Source organism: Paenibacillus sp. 3LSP, assembly GCF_032465655.1.
Taxonomy (GTDB): domain Bacteria; phylum Bacillota; class Bacilli; order Paenibacillales; family Paenibacillaceae; genus Fontibacillus; species Fontibacillus barengoltzii.
This window is the reverse complement of the sequence record NZ_JAWDJI010000206.1, coordinates 1-17,437: the sequence shown is the minus strand read 5'-3', so window position 1 is coordinate 17,437 and position 17,437 is coordinate 1. Positions and strand designations below refer to the sequence as shown.

Below are 17,437 nucleotides of genomic sequence, written 5' to 3'. Positions count from 1 at the left end.
GCCTCCACTGGCCGAATGTTTTGCGGCTGGTGACCGCCGCATTGTCGCGTGTAGCCATCCCGTGCCTCCTTTCCGGCTTCCCTATCGCTTAGGGAAGTACGCCTTTCATATGAATTGCGGCTTCCTGCAGCGATTCAAATGTGCCGGCATCTCCCCACCACAACTGGAGTACGTCGAACTCAAGCTTGCCTTCCCGCGCGTAAAGGTTATTCACGTCTGTAATCTCCAGTTCGCCGCGAGCGGAACGTTCGATGCTGCGGATCATGCCAAACACGCTGTCATCGTACATGTAAATCCCAGTGACCGAATATTTTGATTTCGGTTTCTTCGGTTTTTCTTCGATATAAGCAATATGTTCCGGAGCATCTTCAGCAAACACCGGCACGCCGTAGCGCCGTGGATCATCCACCGGCTTCAGCATTACCCGTGCGCTGCCCAAAGGCTGTTGCTTAAATCGCTCCACGTATGGTGTTAAATCGTCCAAGAACAGGTTGTCACCCAATAGCACAACGAATTTACTGGCCGGTGGGATAAACCCTTCCGCCAGCTCCAGGGCTTCTGCAATTCCACCGGCCGACTCCTGGATACGATACGTCAGGTTAACCCCAAAGTTCTCCCCACTGCCAAGGAAGTCCGCGTACTGCCCTGCAGATTGTTTGCCGATCACGATGAGGATGTCGGTGATTCCAGCTTGACGCAGCCGTTCTATGCCGTAACAGACCATCGGATAATTCCCGACCGGAAGCAGATGCTTGTTGATCAATCGGGTCAGCGGGTATAGACGCGTGCCGGTGCCCCCCGCCAAAATCACACCTTTCATGAACGCTCCTCCCTTACCTTAAAAATTTGGGGCTCCCGTCAAATAAATTGCCAAGGATCTGCGCCCCATTTTTCGATAAACCGCATACGGTTCCGTTCTATAAGCTCGCTCCACCCTTCCGGATGGCGGGTTTTAAAGCTGGCACTGCCTTCATGGTACACCAGCGTATCGCCGCAAATGAGCAGACGATAACCAAGCTGCCGAGCACGATAGCAGTAATCGTCATCTTCGTAATGACCGGGCGAAAACCGTTCATCAAATCCTCCCGCCCGCTCCAGTACCTCCCGCTTAAAGAGCAGGCACATGCCGATCAGCCGCTGAACTTCCTGCCATTTGGCCGGATCCGAATGGTTATGGCGTTCGGCGATTTGGACGAAATCCTCTCCTTCCGCCCAATTGATCTCCACCTGCTGCCGTCCGCTGGCATAATTGGTCACCGGGCCGACGAGGCCGACATCCGCGGCGCTGTGCAGCGCCTGAAGCAGATTCGAGAGCCAGCGTGGAGAGACAAGCACATCATTGTTAAGAATGAGAAGGTGATCGCCCGAAGCGACGGACAATCCTCGATTTACTGCTACCGGAAATCCTTCATTGCGCGGCAGCGCCACCAGGATCAGACGCTCCTTCAAACAGAACGATGCCGTGTCGTCCTCGGAGCCGTTGTCCACCACGATAATCTCATAAGGAGTCTCCGTATACTGACGGATCGCCGCCACGCAAGGGGCAAGCAAGTGAAGCCCGTTATAGGTCGGAATGATGATACTCGTTACTCCAGCCGTCATCGGGCATTCCTCACTTTCGCAAGTTCGCTCCGGCCTATTGTGGAGAAGCGTAACCGGACGCCTTCCGTTTTCATAACCTCACCAAGCGCCTCGAGATGGTCGCCAACGATCATCCGTGCGACCGCATTACCCGCCCCGCTGTTGCTGGTGCGGAGACGGTTTTTGCGGATCACGTCCACGGAAATCGGCGCACCTGCCTTCAGCCCGCGAACCAAGGCGAGCGCTTGGGCTTTCGGAGGAACGATCAGCGCAGCGGTGCCTACCGTCCGTACTGCGCGGCGGGACAAAGCGTTTGGCACCGCAGTTAACGAGTTCGCCTTCAACTCCGGATGTCCAAGCGCCAGATTCAAGAATGCCTTACAGCGCGTTACCTCATCCTGCTGGGAGAACCGCGGCAGATGCGGCGTCAAATCGTTGAGCGCCAAGTCCTCTCCCCGATCGATGGCGATCAAAAAAGCAGCTAAATCCTCGGCGGCAACGCACATATCCCCGTCGGTGAACAGCAAAATATCTCCGGTAGCTATCGCCGCCCCAATCGCCCGGCCTACGTCATGCCCTAACCGCTCGGGGAAGCTCAGCCGCGTAATGCGCGGATCGCGATCCACGACGGTAAAGCTTGCATCATCGCAGCCATTCAGGACAACGATGATCTCATGCAGAGGCAGCTTGCGGAGCTCTGCCAAAACCGCCGGCAACGTCTGCTCCTCATTACTCGCCGTCACAATCGCTGAGGCACGGCCTTTCAGCGGCAGCGGAATCCACATCTTACTCAATCCGGCTGCATGGGCATACCCGCGGCGATACGCCAAGGAAGCCGTCAACAAAGCCGTGAAAGGCAGTTGATTCACCCGCTCCGCCTGCGCCCACGCTTGAAAACAAGCCTGCATCTGTGGCGAACCCTTCTCCGCCCCATCCTGTGCCGCCGCACGGGCTCCTGCGGCCCAAGCTTTGGCTTTGAGGCGTTGGAGCGGGATGCCGGCATATCTTCTTCCCGTCGAAGGACGGACCCCGCGGCGGCCTTTGCGGGAGAAGCCGCTGGATCTCCGGATTGCTCCTCCGCGCAAACGGGCCGAAGAACCGCTTCTTCGTTTCCGACGAACCTTCATCTTTTGCCGAGTTACCATGACCATCAATGGATCACCTCACCTTACCGCGCTGCCGTCCCAGATCGCTGTATCCGCCGCGCGGTCCTTGCTGGAGGAGTAGCCAATGGATCGCCTCCAGATGATCCCCTGCCACCAATGCGGTCAGCGGATCAACACGACTTCCCTTCTTCCCTATGCGTCCCCGGGCTGGATTTAGCTTGCCAACGGGGACGGTATGCACCGGCTGGACGTTTAACCCCAGCCGGATCGCTTTAGCTAAGGCGAGCGGCGGAACCTCCAGCGCATCCAGGCCGACGGTGTCTACCGCAGTTCGGCTCATCGCATGCGGGACTGCCGTCAAGGAAGCTCCGCGCAGGTCAGGACGCTGCAGCACACCGTTCAGGACGTGTTTGGCCAGAACGACTGGATGTGCCACCTTCCCTCGTACCGGGCCGGAGTAGCTGTTCAGCGCCACATCGACACCCGTCAGCACCGCGTTGACAAAAGGCCGAAGCTCCCGGGCTGGAATCACCATGTCAGCGTCGATGAACAGCAGCACTTGACCGCGGGCCGCCTCCGCCCCAACGCGCCGGCCCACATCATGTCCCAGCGGCTCCGGTACGTGGATGACGTGAGCGCCGCAGGCTTCAGCCAGCTCAGCGGTCCCGTCAGTTGAGCCGTTCACCACGACGATCGTTTCGCTGCGCGGATGCACCAGACCGGCTTCACGCAGTACGCCGGCGATCGTCGCCCTTTCATTCATCGCCGGAATGATGATGGATACGATGGGATCGGGATGATTGACCAAACGCGGCAGCACTTTAGGGCGCTGAATCGGTTTGCGGTTCAGTCGGATGCGCGGCCGCTTGTGTTTTTTGACCACATCAATTTCCTCCCAAAAACGTGATAATACCGGAGCATATACCTCAGTGTATGATTGGCCGGGGGGCTGGTAACGGCAAACGTACAGTTGTCCTGACGAATGCGGCACAGGCCCTGCTTATGGGACAAAAGAAAAAAACGCCTTTCGGCGTTTCCCTAAGATTAGCTATGGACATCCAGATATCATCAGTTTTTAGCGCTTCGTCGGCCTGTGTGCGTCTGCACCCCTCTGGCGCGCACGAGACTGACCCAACGGTCTGCGGCGTGATCCCAGCGGTAATGACGACGAACGATTTCTCGGCTGGCCCGGCCGATGATTTGACGAAATTCCTCTTCCTCCAGCAGCAGTATGATCCGATCAGCCAAGCTGTCTCCCGCCCCTTCGGCGAGCAGTCCATCAACCGCAAATTCAAGTACCGGGGCGTCATGAGCATCCAGCGTAGGCAAGCCGGCAGCCATCGCTTCAAGGCGCGTTAACATCGATGCCGGCTCATCGCCCGGTAACATCACCAGGCAATCCGCCAAGAGGTACCTATCCGAGATGAAGTAAGGCGACCCGGCCTGCAGGCTGGCAATCCGCTCTGGAGCGTAGGCGGCAAGCCCATGCGGCTTCGATCGCTCAAACCATTCACGGAAAGCCCCCGTTCCAGGGAAGTCGGCGGCAAGGAACACCAGCATCGCCTCCGGCACGCGATCCATCACCTCGGTAAGAGCCGAGACAATGTGCTCCTCGTCCCTAAGCGGCGGCCAACTTCCAGCCAATAGAATGATTTTGCGATTCATCCATCCCCGCTCCATCAGCCGCTGTTGACGTTCCCGTTCCCCATCTGGCGTCCAGCGCAGCAGCACCTGTTCCTCTAGGCTTGCCCCCGGCAAATGAACCCATACCGGAGTGCCCAAAGATGGGAACTGCGCCAGCAACTCGGCTTTGGTCCGTTCACTGCCGACGATCAGGCCGTCCACGCTTTCCAGAACTTGCATTGTATATGCCTTGGGATGGCAGGAAGAAGATACGATCTGGGCAGAGGGTAACGTCAACAGTACACGGGAGAGCGGAAGCCGAGCTTTCAGCTGACAAGCCAGCAATGGTCGGCCATAAACGTCCACCGTATCTGGCCGCCACTTGCGCAAGTGCCGCAGCAGTGACTCCAGATAGAGGCGTCCCCCGGGCAAGCAATAAAAAGGAACGCCCCCCATCCATCCTTGGGCCGGTAGATGCCCGTCCGCAACGCCAAAGAGGCGAATGTGCAGCTGCTCTGCCGCATGAGGGAGCATTCGTTCCAGCACCCTCTTCACTGGACGGTGTTTCCCTGAAACCGCCGTAAAGGCGTCAGACGCGATCAACGCGACTTTTTCCCGATCCATGTGAAGTCCCCCCTCCTTACCGTTTCACTTGCATTCGATATCCTAAATATACGAGAACCTCCTGGCAAATGTGACACCTTCCTGGAAGATGAGCCTAATTTGCCAAAGGCGGTGTTCCATCCGCAGTTCGCCCGAAAACAGGCGGCTGTCGCAGCACAGTCGTCCACGCTAATGACCCGGGACAACATACACTGAAGGAAGACGCACGGGAAGGAGGAAACCCACTTGAGTCAGGACACTGTCGGAATCCTGCTGAATTCCAGCATGTACCGAGGGATCCCCACGCGCAGAACCGGCCAAGAGTGGATCACAGGGTATGAAGAAGCGGCACAGGAATATGGATTAACCCCCGTTTTCTTGCGTCTCGCCGGCATCGATCCGGCAGGGGGCAGATGTCTCGCGTATGTATATAATGGCATCGAATACGTCGAGCAACAGCTTCCCTTGCCTGCAGTGATCCATAACCGAGCGTTATACCCCAGACTTGCAGCTCGAAAAAGACTCCAATCCCTGAATGCCCGGGGCATCACAATCTTTAATACAACCAACCGTTATGGAAAAGACTTCATCCACCGCTTGCTCTGGAGTGCTCCTCACTTGCGGCCGTACCTTCCGGCATCGATGCCGTTAACCCCCAGCAATCTGCGGAACATGATGACCCGCCATACGGACCTCATCCTTAAGCCGATCCGCGGCTCCGTTGGCCATGGTGTCATGCGATTGCGACATCTGCCATCGTCAGGGTGGGAGCTCACTTATGCTTCGCCACTTGGCCAGCGGCAATGGAGGACGATTCGACTGCATCGGGGACAACTGCCGCCCGGGGTTCGGCATATGCTGCGTCGCACGCCTTATCTCGTGCAAGAGCGTATTCCGCTGGCGGAATACGAGCAGCGCCCCATCGATCTGCGGATCACCGTCCAGCGGGGCGGCGGAGGCGATTGGAGCGTCACCGGGCGCTTCGCCAAAGTAGCTGCTGCAGGCAGCTTTGTGTGTAACCTCGCCAGAGGCGGCGAAGCCCTTCCCGCCGAGGAGCTGCTGGCCAAAGTGCTCCCGGAGCAGATCGTCCCGGCGGCCCTTGCTCACGTTAATGAGCTTGCCCTGACCATCTCCCGCTATCTGGGCAGCCATCTCCCGCATCTCGCTGACCTGGGGCTGGACATTGGCTTATCCGCAAGCGGGAAGCCTTACTTTATCGAATGCAATGGGCGTGACCAGCGTTACGGCTTTCGTAAAGCCGGATTGCTGGAAGCCTGGAAGGATTCATATCGACAGCCTATGGCTTACGCCCGTTATTTGTTAGACCGATCGAACCGGGCTTAGCCAAATGGAACAAAACTAAAAAAAGGGGCGGATTCCTAAACACAGAGAGCAGGCAGTAACCCGTTTCTCCGGAAGGAATCTTGCCCCTTCGTTTCATAAGATTTCATGATAGCGAACATCTGCAATGTGAAATAGCGGGTACAAGTCCGCTAGGAAGTAAGCTGCAGCCGCAACCAAGCCGATGAGCAGCCATGTCAACACATCGTACCGGGAATAAGCAGTCGGGTAATAATACGTGCGCGGCCGATTTCCGTCGAACGCTTTCGCTTCCATGGCGACAGCAACACGATGGGCCCGCCGGATGCTCTGAGACAGCAGCGGCACAGCGTACAGCTTCGCTTGTGCGACGAGACCGGGCAGTCCGCGCGGACGGCGAACGCCGCGAATCAGCAGCGCATTACGTCGGACAAGCAGCTCCTCCCAGACCATGGGAAGCAGCCGGACCGAGGCCATAAAGCTGTAGGCGTATTTGGGCGGCAGCTTCGCCTGCTGCATTAGCGCGTAAAACAAAGCAACCGAAGAAGTCGTCAACACGAACAACAGCCCTTCGGCAGCAAAAGCCACTGCTTTGAACCCGATGTGAATCCCCCGGTAGAAGCTTTCTTCAGAAATGCGGAACAATCCCCACGACCACCAGATCGCCGTCCCTTTGCCAAACAGAATCATCGTCGCCGCCGAGGAAGCAAAGATCAGCGCAAAGGGGAACAGAAGCAAAGCGACCTTCCAAGGTTCATAACCACTGAGCAGGAACAGCAAGAACGTAAAAAGAATCGCCTGATAAAAAATAAAATCAAGCCGGTGCGTAAATAACGTCAGCAGAAACAGCAGGATCATCAACGCCAGCTTGGCAGCCGGGTTCGCCTGATGCAACCAAGTCCGCCGTTTCGGGGTCAGAAAACGTCTCATCTGGCGATCACCGCCTCTGGATCCCGGCGGCCAGGCTGGTCGGTTGGCGCGGAGGTGATATCCGCTCCCCGTTCGGCTGATCCGTTGGATTCCGGTGATTCGCCGGCACTTGCCTGGGACCGTTCTACCCGCGAGGTCAACCGTTGGCTCGTCAACCGTCCGTCCCGGACCTCCCAATGCTGGGTGGCCACCTGCTCTGCGATCCGCTCTTCATGGGTAACCATGAGGATCGCCGTCCCGCGTCGACGTAACGCCTCGCATAACTGCAGAATGGCAAACGTGTTCGCAGCATCCTGACCGAAGGTCGGCTCATCTAGCAGCAACACCTGTTGTTCGCGTACGGCCGCCGCAGCCACACTAAGGCGCCGCTTCTGCCCCAGCGACAGCTGGTAAGGATGCCGCATCTCCAAGCCGGTTAGACCAAACTGCTCTAGATACTCCGTCACCCGACCGTTCAGCGTTCTGGCGTCAAGTCCATCCTCCCTCAGCGAGAAGGTGACTTCGTCCACCACCCGATCGGCGACAAACTGAAACTCCGGATTCTGGAACACAAATCCGATCTCACGAGCGGCCAACTCCAACCGTCGTCTGCGGTCACGTCGGCTAAGCTTCCCAGTCTCGATCCGTTTTCCCTGCAGCGTAAATGCCCCCTCAGACGGCAGTAAACCGATCAGACTGAGCAGCAACGAGCTCTTCCCTGCACCGTTTGGCCCAGTGATCGCAATCCAATCCCCGGGATACACGGCGGCTTGCCCGACTTCAATCACCGGCCGCCCATGCCGGAACCCGTGAAAGTCAGTCAACTCCACGGCGGCAGGTCCATCCAATTGCCGGCTACCTCCCACCGGCTCCAATAACCTGCGGCCGGCTTCTGTGGCAAAATACGCTTCCCATACGCCGGGATACCAGATCCCAAATTCAATAAGCTCGGAATGATACGTATCAAACACGACGTCCGGTGCCCCCTCGCCCAACACCTTCCCATCCGGTCCAAACAACACGACGCGGTCAACCAGACCTAGCGCCGTCAACTCCTCGATCCGATGCTCCACGATAATGAGGGTGCGGCCCTCAGCCACCTTAGCGATCGCTTGCCAAATTTGCTCTCGGCCCTGCGGATCGAGCAATGCCGAAGGCTCATCCAGCAGCAGCACCTCCGGATCGCCCAGCAGCACGGAGGCAAGCGCCAACCGTTGCTTCATCCCTTGGGATAGCGAATCGATCGGCACATGGAGCTCAGGCAGGTCAAGGCCCACCTTCGCCAATGCAGCCTGCATCCGCGCGGGCATATCCGGCTTCGGCACGCCCAAATTTTCTAAGGCGAACGCCAACTCCTCATCCACGTAAGGCATACAAAACTGCGTATCCGGATCCTGGAACAAAAATCGCCATGACGCGGGAAGCTGTTGTGCGGACGTGCGCATCGGAATCTCAACTAGGTCTGGAATGATGCCGCTCAGCACCTGGAGCAGCGTCGATTTGCCGCATCCGCTGGGACCCAGCAGCAGCACATGCTCCCCGCGCCGCACCGAGTAATCCAAATCCTTAAACACAAATCGATCCTCTCCCGGGAACTTGAGCCGCAGCTCCCGGATCTCAGCTGCCGTCGTTTCTTTGCTCATCAGTCATTCAACGCCGCATAATCTTTGGGATCAACGGGTCGCAGCAATGTCGTAACCCCTGTCGCCTCTACGGCCTTCACGACGGCATAAGCGAAGTACCCGCAGATCAGCGCCGAGCTGACGGCCCGCATCGCATATTTGGCAGTCAAGAGCCACGGCTCGTAATCCTGCACATAGCCGTAGAAGAAATCCGGGAGGACCGAACCCACGGCAGCCCCAATCCCAGCCAACGCAGCAACGGAGCCGGAAAATTTCCGGTACCGGAACGCGGCGAACACCAGCTCCGCCCCTAAACCTTGCAGCACACTGTAAAGGACCAACTGGACGCCCCACTCGCTCCCGAACAAAATTTCCACATGGGCAGCAGCGATCTCCGCGATTAACGCCACCCCCGGTTTGCGAATCAACAAGAACACCAGCGTTGCAGCCAGGAACCACATCCCGTACACCAGTTCATCGGCCTGGAAGAACAGGGGGGAGAACAAATTGTACACCGAACTCCAAAAGTGATACACCACACCCAGCACCAGCGAGACCAACACCGTTACCAGCACATCACTGAGCTTGAGACCACGCCCCGTTCTTTTTTGAACAACCTCTGACATCTTCATCTCTCCTCCTGATCATTTGATTTAAATCCTCGCATCGTAAAAAAAACCGCCTGAATAGCTCAGACGGTGGTCAGGTCACGGGGACGCACGAAGGCACAAAAAGTCCCGGACGATCGATTCTCTACGCTGGCATTATCCAGATCAGATTAACGGTCCGCGGCGCAATATGCCGCTATCTCAGCCTGATTCGCTCAAGCCCCCGTATCCCTATGCGATTGATATAAACATACACCAACCCCGCCCAGGCATCAAGCCTAAATTTGTACAAATCTGTAAACTGGGGGTTACCAGTCCGTTATTGATTTCGGTCTGATTCTGTGTCAAGATAAGCGGAAGTGGCAACGAATTCATCAATACCCATGCAGCATTACTGGACAGACTAGGAGGATGCGATTTGGCCGCGACATGGATGAAATGGATGACGGAGCTTTCCTCCCGGAAATGGTTATCCCGGTTGATAGGCAAATTCTCTCATTCGGGGGTTAGCCGAGCAATGATCCCTTTATTCGCAAAATCGTATGGCATTCCGCTGCATGAAGCGGAGAAGGAGCTTCGGGAATACCGCACGTTAAACGAATTCTTCACCCGCAAGCTAAAGCCGGGCATGCGCCCGCTGCACGCGGAGCCGGGAGTGATGATTAGTCCGGTGGACGCGCTGATTACGTTTATGGGCGAGGTGCAATCCGGCACGATCCTGAACGTGAAAGGACAGGATTATTCCTTGGAAGCGCTGCTGGCCGGCTCTCCCCGCGTCGAATTGTACAAACACGGATACGCCTTTGTTCTGTATCTGAGTCCTACAGATTATCACCGGATTCACGCGCCCGTGACGGGCAAAAAGCTGGAAAGTGAGCACATCCAAGGCCGGGTCTACCCGGTGAATGATTTTGGCATGCGCCATATGAAGAAGGTGTTATGCCGAAACGAACGCTTGATCACTTACATCTCCCATGAGTATGGGGAAATCGCTCTTGTGAAGGTCGGCGCGATGAACGTGAGCAGTATCCAGTATACCGATCCTTCGGCAAAATCCTGGGAGCAAGGCGACGACCTCGCTTATTTCGAGTTTGGATCCACCGTCGTCCTGCTCACCCAGAACGGCACCTTTACCCCCTGGCCTGAACTTGCCCCCGGACAGAAGGTACGGATGGGTGAAGCGCTGGGCCGCTTTAACTCCGCAAACCCAAGCTAATTAAACAAGACCATGCATCGCCGGCTTCGGCCGGCTCTTCCCATCTCCTGCACTGTATTGCTAGTTCAGCTCATACCGAACGCGGGTACCGTCCATGATCAGCCCTGTGCTGCCTACGATGACCTCGGACTGCTCGAAGATCTCACCGCTGACAGCTGTTGCGTATTCGTTCGAACCTTCCGTCTCGACTCGGGTTAGTTTTGCGTAATATGCATTGCCAAGCGGGCCTTGTTCCGCAGAGATCGTGTATAGGAACGCCCCCTGGCTGTCATGATGAACGGCTTCATTGGGGACGAGCAACAGTTGGTCGCCCTTCGATTTGCGCAGGCTCACTTTGACGCGTTCACCGCCTAGGAGACCGGATTCTTCTTCCTTCAGTGATATCGTGATCCGGGTGTTCGCGGCCGAGGCTTGGCCGCTGTCGCCAGGCCCAAGCTGGTCATCGCCGATCGAATCCCCCCCTCCATCGTACGCCTCTTCGATCGTGGTAACGGTGCCGGTAAGCTGTCGGGCATCGTCGTCTACAAGCGTGATCGAATCAAGTTCTTCACCGGACCGGATCAGGATCGCAAGCTCGTCCGGCACCATCAACCAGATCTGATAGCCCTGGGACGTATCGGATAGGCTGACGTCAGGAACCCCCGCTGAGGCGATCCCCTCTTCAGCACCTACCGTCATGACGATGCCATCCACCGGAGCGATCAGCTCCCGACCCGCTTGGATCTCCTCCTGCAGCTTGGTGATGCGCCGCTTCTGATCTTCTATATCAAACTGCATGCTCTTCAGCGCTGAGGACGCATGATGCACGGCTTCCTCATCCCCTTCCCGGAGCGCCTGCTTCAAATCGTACTCCAGTTGTTCCAGCGACAACTGCATCTTCTTCAGGGAAGATTGCTGATCGGCAAGCTGGTCCTGCACGTCGCTGTCGTCATAGCGGACGAGCGGCTGTCCTTTATGCACCTTATCTCCAACCTTCACAAGCACTTTAAGCACCTTCCAGCCCGCCGGATTCATCAGTTTTCGTTCCGCTGCCGGCCGGACCAGTGCGCTCCCTTCATAGGAATAATCCAGTGATCCGACGGTGGGCACAGCCGTGGTCACCTTCGGCATCGACAACGCCCGAATCGTGTTACCGCCCAGCGTCAGCACGATAAGCAGGGCGAAGAAGAGTCCCCCAAGCGCGCGTATTTTTCTTTGTTTTGAACGGGTTGCCAATTCTTCCAAGCACCCTCACCTCCCGGCTAACCTTTAATTCCTGACTGCCCAATCCCTTCGACGAAATACGACTCCGCATACAAAAATAGGAGTACCGCCGGAGCCATGTACAGCGTTGAAGCCGCAAAACCGATGCCGCGGGCCTGTTTGTTAATCTGCGCCAGATAGAGAGACAACGGCTGCTTGGCGTCATCCTGCAGGAAGATGAGCGGTTGCTCAATCATGTTCCAGTAGTCGATGAACAGGAGAACACTCAGAGCCGCCAGGCCGGGTTGGACAAGCGGAACGATTATGCGCAAGAAAATCGTGAATTGCCCCGCTCCGTCGATTTTAGCAGCTTCGATGTACGCATTCGGAATATGCGTCATGAATTGACGCATCATGAACACGCCAAACGCGCCGAAGATGCCGGGCAGAATGATCGCCGATTCGTGATTCATCAGGCCCAGCTGGTCGATGACGAGATAATTGGGTACAAGCGTCACCTGGAACGGCATCAACATGGTGAGCAGATAGACGAAAAACAGCTGATCCCTGCCGAAGAATCGCAGCTTGGCGAAGGCGTAAGCCGCCAGCGTACCGCAGACGGCTTGCCCAACCACAATCGGTGCCACCAGCAGGGCGGAGTTCCAGAACATGTGAAGATATTTCGCCGACTGGATTAAGATTTGCGCGTATTGGCCGAAGGACAGCCAGTCAGGAAGCAGCTTCAAATTAACGAAAGCGTCCGCTCCTCCCTGCGATACATCGATCATGACGCCGAGAAGACCGTAATTCCGCTCGATCTCTTGTTCCGTCATCAGCGAACCCGTCACGGTCAGAATGATGGGCACGAGCATAACCAGTGCAACTGCGCCAGCCGCAAGCGCCGCGATGATTTGGGGCAGCATGCCGAGCTTCCTCACTCGATCACCTCCGTTCATTCCATGTTCTCCCGAAACCGACGCTCCACCGCGAGCAGAAGAGCAACCAGCAGAGCGATGCAGCCGACCATCAGGATCGCGGCGGCAGTCAGCTTCTGAACGTCCAGCGAAGCGAACATGTTGTTCATATAATGCTGCATCATGTAGAGGCGATCGTATGGATAATCCCCCGCCAGCAGATACGTTTCCCGGAACACTTTAAACGAATTGACGATGGAAATGAGCACGACGAAAAACATCGTTGGCGTCAAATAGACCAGCGTGATGTGGTACAGCCGGCGCAACGGTCCCGCTCCCTCGATACTGGCTGATTCGTAATACGATCTAGGGATCGATTGCAAGCCAGCCAGGAACAGAATCATGTTGTAGCCGAGGTTCTTCCAAAGAAACATCACCGCAACGATGCCTATCGACCAATCGGACTGCATCCAATCGATTCGACCTTGCCCGAACTCATGCAGCCACTCGTTCAGCGTCCCGTTCCAATCGAAGAAAATTTGCCAGATCGTAACGGTCGAAGCGACGGGAACGACGAGGGGCAACACGATGGATGTTCGGATCCCGTCACGGAGGAACAACGGCCGGTTCAGCAGCAAAGCCAAGCCGAGGGACAAGAGAATGAGCAACGGAACGCTGACCGCGGTGAATAGCAAGGTATTGGCAGCCGCCTTGCGGAAGGAGCTGCTGCCCAGCAGGTCGATGTAGTTATGCAAGCCAACGAATTTGCTTCCTCCAACGCCCGCACCGTCCGTGAACGATTCCCAGAAGCCTAATAGAAATGGGATCAGATAAAAGATCGAGAAGCCAATCACGCTCGGAGCAAGCAGCCAGAAAGCCTGGAACCCGTCCTTGCGAAGCAGGGTGAGCAGCTTATTCATGGGGCTCAGTCGTCGCTTGGTTCTGCAGCAAATGGGCGACGTCCTCCGTGATTGTTTTGTGATACATGTCCCATCCCCCCTCTAAGTAAAAAGTTGTCCATTATCCGTCATTCATTCAACAACAGATTGATCTTGTTCGCGATCACCTTCGCTACGTCGCTCGCTGACTTCTGGCCGGCAAAGAACGCTTCCGTCTCGTTATATATCGTCTCGGAGAGTTTGGAAGGACCTCCCACAGCATGGACGGCTGTGTTGATGTAATGGTCCACCTGCGCCAGCATATCCGGATCGACCGGAACCTTCGGACCGTTCCCGCTTGTAACCGTTCCGTCCTGAAGGAGCTTGCTCTTCTGTTGCTCGTATACACTTCGGTTCATCGGAAAACCAGGGCTGGCATCCAAATGCTCGTCGAAATAAGCTTGTACGCTCTCCTCGTTGAGCAGAAATTGAATGAAGTCCCAAGCTTCCTGTGGATGGTCGGAATTGGCATTGATGCCAAGCTGCCCGAACGGTTTGAAGTAGCCGCCGCCACCCGCATTCACCGGATGCGGCTTAGCATACAGCGCCGTACGCGGGAATGGGGCGTACAACAAGGCGTCCCGCAGCGAATAGAGCTCTGCATCCATAAAATAGGCGGGATTCTTGCTGCCGGTCCCGGATTCCCCAACCGCAGTTAATCTCTGAGAGTTCCCCATCTTATGAAGCAGTCCATCATCCGCCATCTTTTGGACCTGCTCCATCATCTCAGCCAAGGCGTTTGTATCCAATTGCGGCTCCCCGTTCGTTACGGTGATGAGCTTCTCGAAATTCTCCGTCACGAGCTGTTCCAAGAAATAACGTTCCTCGCCCATGAAGATATACGATGGATCGCCCTTTTGCTTTAACTGCTTGATGGTGTCGATGAAGTCGTTCAGCGTCCAGCGGTCATCGTCAAACGAAACGCCGGCCCGGTCTATAGCTTCCACATTGCCATACAGACCAACTAGTGAGAAATACAATGGCATGCCGTATAACCCGCCGTCCCCGCCGCTGTGCACATGGTCCATAATATTGGTGAAATAATTTTCCTTGTGAAAGTCAGCATCTTGATTCATCAGCTCGTGTAAATCGACAAGCAACCCCCGCTTCACGTATTGTTCGGAAGGAAGCTGATCGAGTTCGATGATGTCAGGACCTTTCCCGGCCAACATGGCGGTGTTGCTGGTCTTGACAAATTGCTCCTGCTTGTTCATCACATCGTTCAGATCTTTGCCCGACGTCGAAGCGGCATGCAGCTCAATATCGACATTCGGATGCAGTTGTTCATATTTCTCCACAGCAGCCTTGACTTGATCGCTCAAAAAATAAGTGTCGACGACAAGCTTCACCTGCTCATTCGATTTCTCCTTCTTCCCCGGATCGCCGGATGTCCCGGAAGCAGGGCCGCTCGTACCATTCAACGCTATCCCGGTTGTTGACGTATCCGCGAGTAATCCCCCTTCCCCGTTCCCGGACCCGGTGCAAGCAGAGAGAACCAGCAGCAGCAGCACGAGTCCCAGCCAAGCCATCGGTTTCATATTCCTTTTTCCTCCTTCGTCTTCAGGATGAGGCCGTCTTTCGACGCAACACTCAGCTTACGGCATACATGTCGCCAAAATATCACTGACTTGTAAACAAATTGTCTCAGGCGCGGCCACAAAAAAAGACCGGACGATGTTGTCCGGCCTGCACTAGGCAAAAATAACCTGTAGGTTTGTAAAGAAAAAACCGCCGAAGCTTCAAGCTTGGCAGTCGAGAACAATGAATTCATTCACTTCAGAGGGTGTTCGTGATTTAGAACAACCTGCTTAACGGATTTCGGATGGGCTTTTTCCCGTATATTGCTTAAACTGGCGACTGAAGAAGAAGATGTCCCGATACCCCAGCGCATCTGCCACCTCGGTCACATTCATGCCGGCATGCAGAAGCAAATGCTGCGCCCGGTCGATTCTCGACTTAATGATGTAAGATTGCACAGACATTCCGATAATTTCCTTGAATTTAATCGAGAAATAGCGCGGGGACAAGCCTGCCCGGGCAGCCAAATCCTGCACTTTATGAGGGAGGCCGGGATGCTGGAGCACATAGTTCGCCACTTCATGAATCACTTCATGCAGTTGGTTGCTGACCTTCTTCTCCACCGGTACCCGCCGCTCTTCCCGCAGCAAATAAATCAACAGCTGCTTGAGAATCAGCTGAGCCTCCTCTTCGGCGGCATAGGCCTTCATCAAAAATAAACGGACGTAACGCGACAACATATACTCGAAATCCAGCGTATCCTCCAGTACGCGGTAAGGACCCGGCACTTCCGTCACGGGCTCGTGGACGTCGAAATGGATGTACGTCAGCACCAGCGGTTTCTGCGGGTTATGCGTAGCACTGGTGTGATCCCCCTTGCGGAACAGGAAGCAGCTGCCTTTACTGACCGGAATGGGCTGGTCGTTCAGGACAACCGTGCCTTCACCGCTCCACACATAGAAGAGATCATAGTTCTGCAACGGCTTCTCCCTCTTGTGCCATTTCCAACCGGGTTCGCAGACGATTTTGGCGAATGCCGGCTTCAATTCAAATGATGATGGTGAAACGTGAAGCATGTCCTTCCCTCCCGTAAAAAAAATACAATCGCATCATTTTGCCTGATCCGTACAGTGTCCTGTCCTCCTCTTACATCACGAGGACAAGTTTATCACCTTTATTATACCTTTAAAGCGCACGGGTTTAAATATCCCCCCAGGCCGCTTTCATACGAAATACACCCTCAATGAGCGTCAATTCGTCTAAATGGGAAAAAGCAAAGCAGGCTGCCGGCGGCCCCGGAGTGATCCGGTAAATAGCCGCATCGCGAAACAGGACGCCGCGACCGGCCGCCGCTTGGCGGAATGCCTGGTACTCCTCCGGCGAGCGGAGCCATTCGGCGTACAGCAGCAATCCAGCATCGGCGGGGCGAAGGCGGAACAATTCGCCCAGCTCCTGTTCCATGCAGCGGCGGAACGCCTTTTGCTTGGCGCCGTAGTGGCGCCGCATCCGGCGCAGGTGGCGCTCGTAGCCGCCCGTGCGCATGAACCGGGCGAGCGCCCGCTGCTCCAGCCGCGCCGGCGGCACCGGCTCGTAGAGCGCCTTCGCGCTCGCAACGGGCCGAACCAGGGTGCGCGGCAGCACGGCATAGCCGACCCGCAGGGCGGCGAACATCGTCTTGGAGAAGGAGCCGACGTAGACGACGCGCTCCTCGCGGTCCAACGCCTTGAGCGGCTCCAGCGGGCGGCCGCCCCAGCGGAACTCGCTGTCGTAATCGTCCTCGACGATGACAGCGTTCCGCCGCGCGGCCCACGCCAGCAGCTCGCGCCGCCGGGCGTGGGAGAGCACGACGCCGGTCGGGAACTGCCGACCCGGCGTGACGAACAGCAGCCGCGCGTCCCAATCGCGCGGCACGATGCCGTCTCCGTCCAGCGCCGCCGGGACGGACACGCCTCCGCAGGCGGCCACCGCCCGCGAGATCCCGTAGTAACACGGGTTCTCCAGCACCGCGGGCTCGCCTTCCCCCAGCAGCAGCTGGGTCAGCAGCGTGATCGCCTGCATCGACCCGTTAAAGAGGCAGATGTGCTCTGCCTCTGCCGCAATCCCGCGGCTGCGCCGCAGATGCGCAGCGATCGCCGCACGCAGCTCCGGCTCACCGGCCGGAGCCGCGGCTTCACCCAAGGCGGCGCCGGGCTTGCTGCGCGCCGCCCACGCCAGGGCGCTGTTCCACTCCGCCGTCGGGAACAGCGCCTCCCAGGGGCCCCCGTCCCGGTACGAGACCGGGACGGGGGCCCCTGGGA

At 56.7% G+C, this 17,437-nt stretch carries 16 protein-coding genes and 1 riboswitch; of the genes, 2 read left to right on the top strand and 14 right to left on the bottom strand.

Going from position 1 to position 17,437, the window contains the following annotated elements; genetic code table 11:
• Positions 1–88: 88 nt before the first annotated feature.
• From RW092_RS17590 to RW092_RS17570, 5 genes are all read right to left on the bottom strand, one after another.
• The gene (locus RW092_RS17590; protein WP_316010824.1) at positions 89–820 is read right to left on the bottom strand and encodes a sugar phosphate nucleotidyltransferase; all 732 of its coding nucleotides are present in this window, start codon (positions 818–820) and stop codon (positions 89–91) included.
• A 38-nt stretch (positions 821–858) separates the two neighbouring features.
• Positions 859–1,602, bottom strand: a complete 744-nt coding sequence (locus RW092_RS17585; RefSeq protein ID WP_316010823.1) for a glycosyltransferase family 2 protein — start codon at positions 1,600–1,602, stop codon at positions 859–861.
• Complete coding sequence (locus tag RW092_RS17580) at positions 1,599–2,732, bottom strand: glycosyltransferase family 2 protein (RefSeq protein WP_316010822.1); 1,134 nt, start codon at positions 2,730–2,732, stop codon at positions 1,599–1,601. The genes RW092_RS17585 and RW092_RS17580 overlap by 4 nt, the downstream gene beginning before the upstream one ends.
• Positions 2,733–2,739: 7 nt before the next feature.
• Positions 2,740–3,570, bottom strand: coding sequence for a glycosyltransferase family 2 protein (locus RW092_RS17575; RefSeq protein ID WP_316010821.1), 831 nt, complete (start codon positions 3,568–3,570; stop codon positions 2,740–2,742).
• A 185-nt stretch (positions 3,571–3,755) separates the two neighbouring features.
• Complete coding sequence (locus RW092_RS17570) at positions 3,756–4,934, bottom strand: glycosyltransferase family 4 protein (RefSeq protein WP_316010820.1); 1,179 nt, start codon at positions 4,932–4,934, stop codon at positions 3,756–3,758.
• 225 nt (positions 4,935–5,159) lie between these two features.
• Between RW092_RS17570 and RW092_RS17565 the strand changes: the two genes are divergently transcribed.
• Positions 5,160–6,257 (top strand): YheC/YheD family endospore coat-associated protein, encoded by a 1,098-nt coding sequence (locus tag RW092_RS17565; protein ID WP_016311040.1) that lies wholly within the window; start codon positions 5,160–5,162, stop codon positions 6,255–6,257.
• 93 nt (positions 6,258–6,350) lie between these two features.
• On the opposite strand, the gene RW092_RS17560 is transcribed toward RW092_RS17565, so the two are convergent.
• From RW092_RS17560 to RW092_RS17550, 3 genes are read right to left on the bottom strand one after another with little or no spacing between them, the layout of a single operon-like run.
• Positions 6,351–7,163 (bottom strand): energy-coupling factor transporter transmembrane component T family protein, encoded by an 813-nt coding sequence (locus RW092_RS17560; RefSeq protein ID WP_016311039.1) that lies wholly within the window; start codon positions 7,161–7,163, stop codon positions 6,351–6,353.
• Positions 7,160–8,785, bottom strand: coding sequence for an ABC transporter ATP-binding protein (locus RW092_RS17555; protein ID WP_316010819.1), 1,626 nt, complete (start codon positions 8,783–8,785; stop codon positions 7,160–7,162). Before RW092_RS17555 ends, RW092_RS17560 begins: the two co-directional genes overlap by 4 nt.
• Entirely contained in the window at positions 8,785–9,396 is a 612-nt protein-coding gene (locus RW092_RS17550) for an ECF transporter S component (protein WP_371859519.1), read from the bottom strand. The genes RW092_RS17555 and RW092_RS17550 overlap by 1 nt, the downstream gene beginning before the upstream one ends.
• 101 nt (positions 9,397–9,497) lie before the next feature.
• Positions 9,498–9,609: riboswitch (TPP riboswitch) on the bottom strand.
• 181 nt (positions 9,610–9,790) lie between these two features.
• Here RW092_RS17550 and asd point away from each other — a divergent pair.
• A complete protein-coding gene (gene asd, locus RW092_RS17545) occupies positions 9,791–10,588 on the top strand; it encodes an archaetidylserine decarboxylase (RefSeq protein ID WP_028538668.1) in 798 nt (265 codons plus the stop codon).
• 60 nt (positions 10,589–10,648) lie between these two features.
• On the opposite strand, the gene RW092_RS17540 is transcribed toward asd, so the two are convergent.
• The 6 genes from RW092_RS17540 to RW092_RS17515 form a co-directional block, all read right to left on the bottom strand.
• Positions 10,649–11,812 (bottom strand): efflux RND transporter periplasmic adaptor subunit, encoded by a 1,164-nt coding sequence (locus RW092_RS17540; protein WP_316010818.1) that lies wholly within the window; start codon positions 11,810–11,812, stop codon positions 10,649–10,651.
• A 17-nt stretch (positions 11,813–11,829) separates the two neighbouring features.
• On the bottom strand, positions 11,830–12,693 hold the full coding sequence (locus RW092_RS17535) for a carbohydrate ABC transporter permease (RefSeq protein WP_036699921.1): 864 nt from the start codon (positions 12,691–12,693) through the stop codon (positions 11,830–11,832).
• Positions 12,694–12,722: 29 nt separating this feature from the next.
• The gene (locus RW092_RS17530) at positions 12,723–13,604 is read right to left on the bottom strand and encodes a carbohydrate ABC transporter permease (protein ID WP_085170471.1); all 882 of its coding nucleotides are present in this window, start codon (positions 13,602–13,604) and stop codon (positions 12,723–12,725) included.
• A gap of 107 nt (positions 13,605–13,711) precedes the next feature.
• Entirely contained in the window at positions 13,712–15,160 is a 1,449-nt protein-coding gene (locus RW092_RS17525; protein WP_316010817.1) for an ABC transporter substrate-binding protein, read from the bottom strand.
• 270 nt (positions 15,161–15,430) lie between these two features.
• Complete coding sequence (locus RW092_RS17520) at positions 15,431–16,216, bottom strand: AraC family transcriptional regulator (protein WP_316010816.1); 786 nt, start codon at positions 16,214–16,216, stop codon at positions 15,431–15,433.
• A 124-nt stretch (positions 16,217–16,340) separates the two neighbouring features.
• On the bottom strand, positions 16,341–17,437 hold a 1,097-nt coding region (locus tag RW092_RS17515), incomplete at its 5' end, for an aminotransferase-like domain-containing protein (protein ID WP_316010815.1).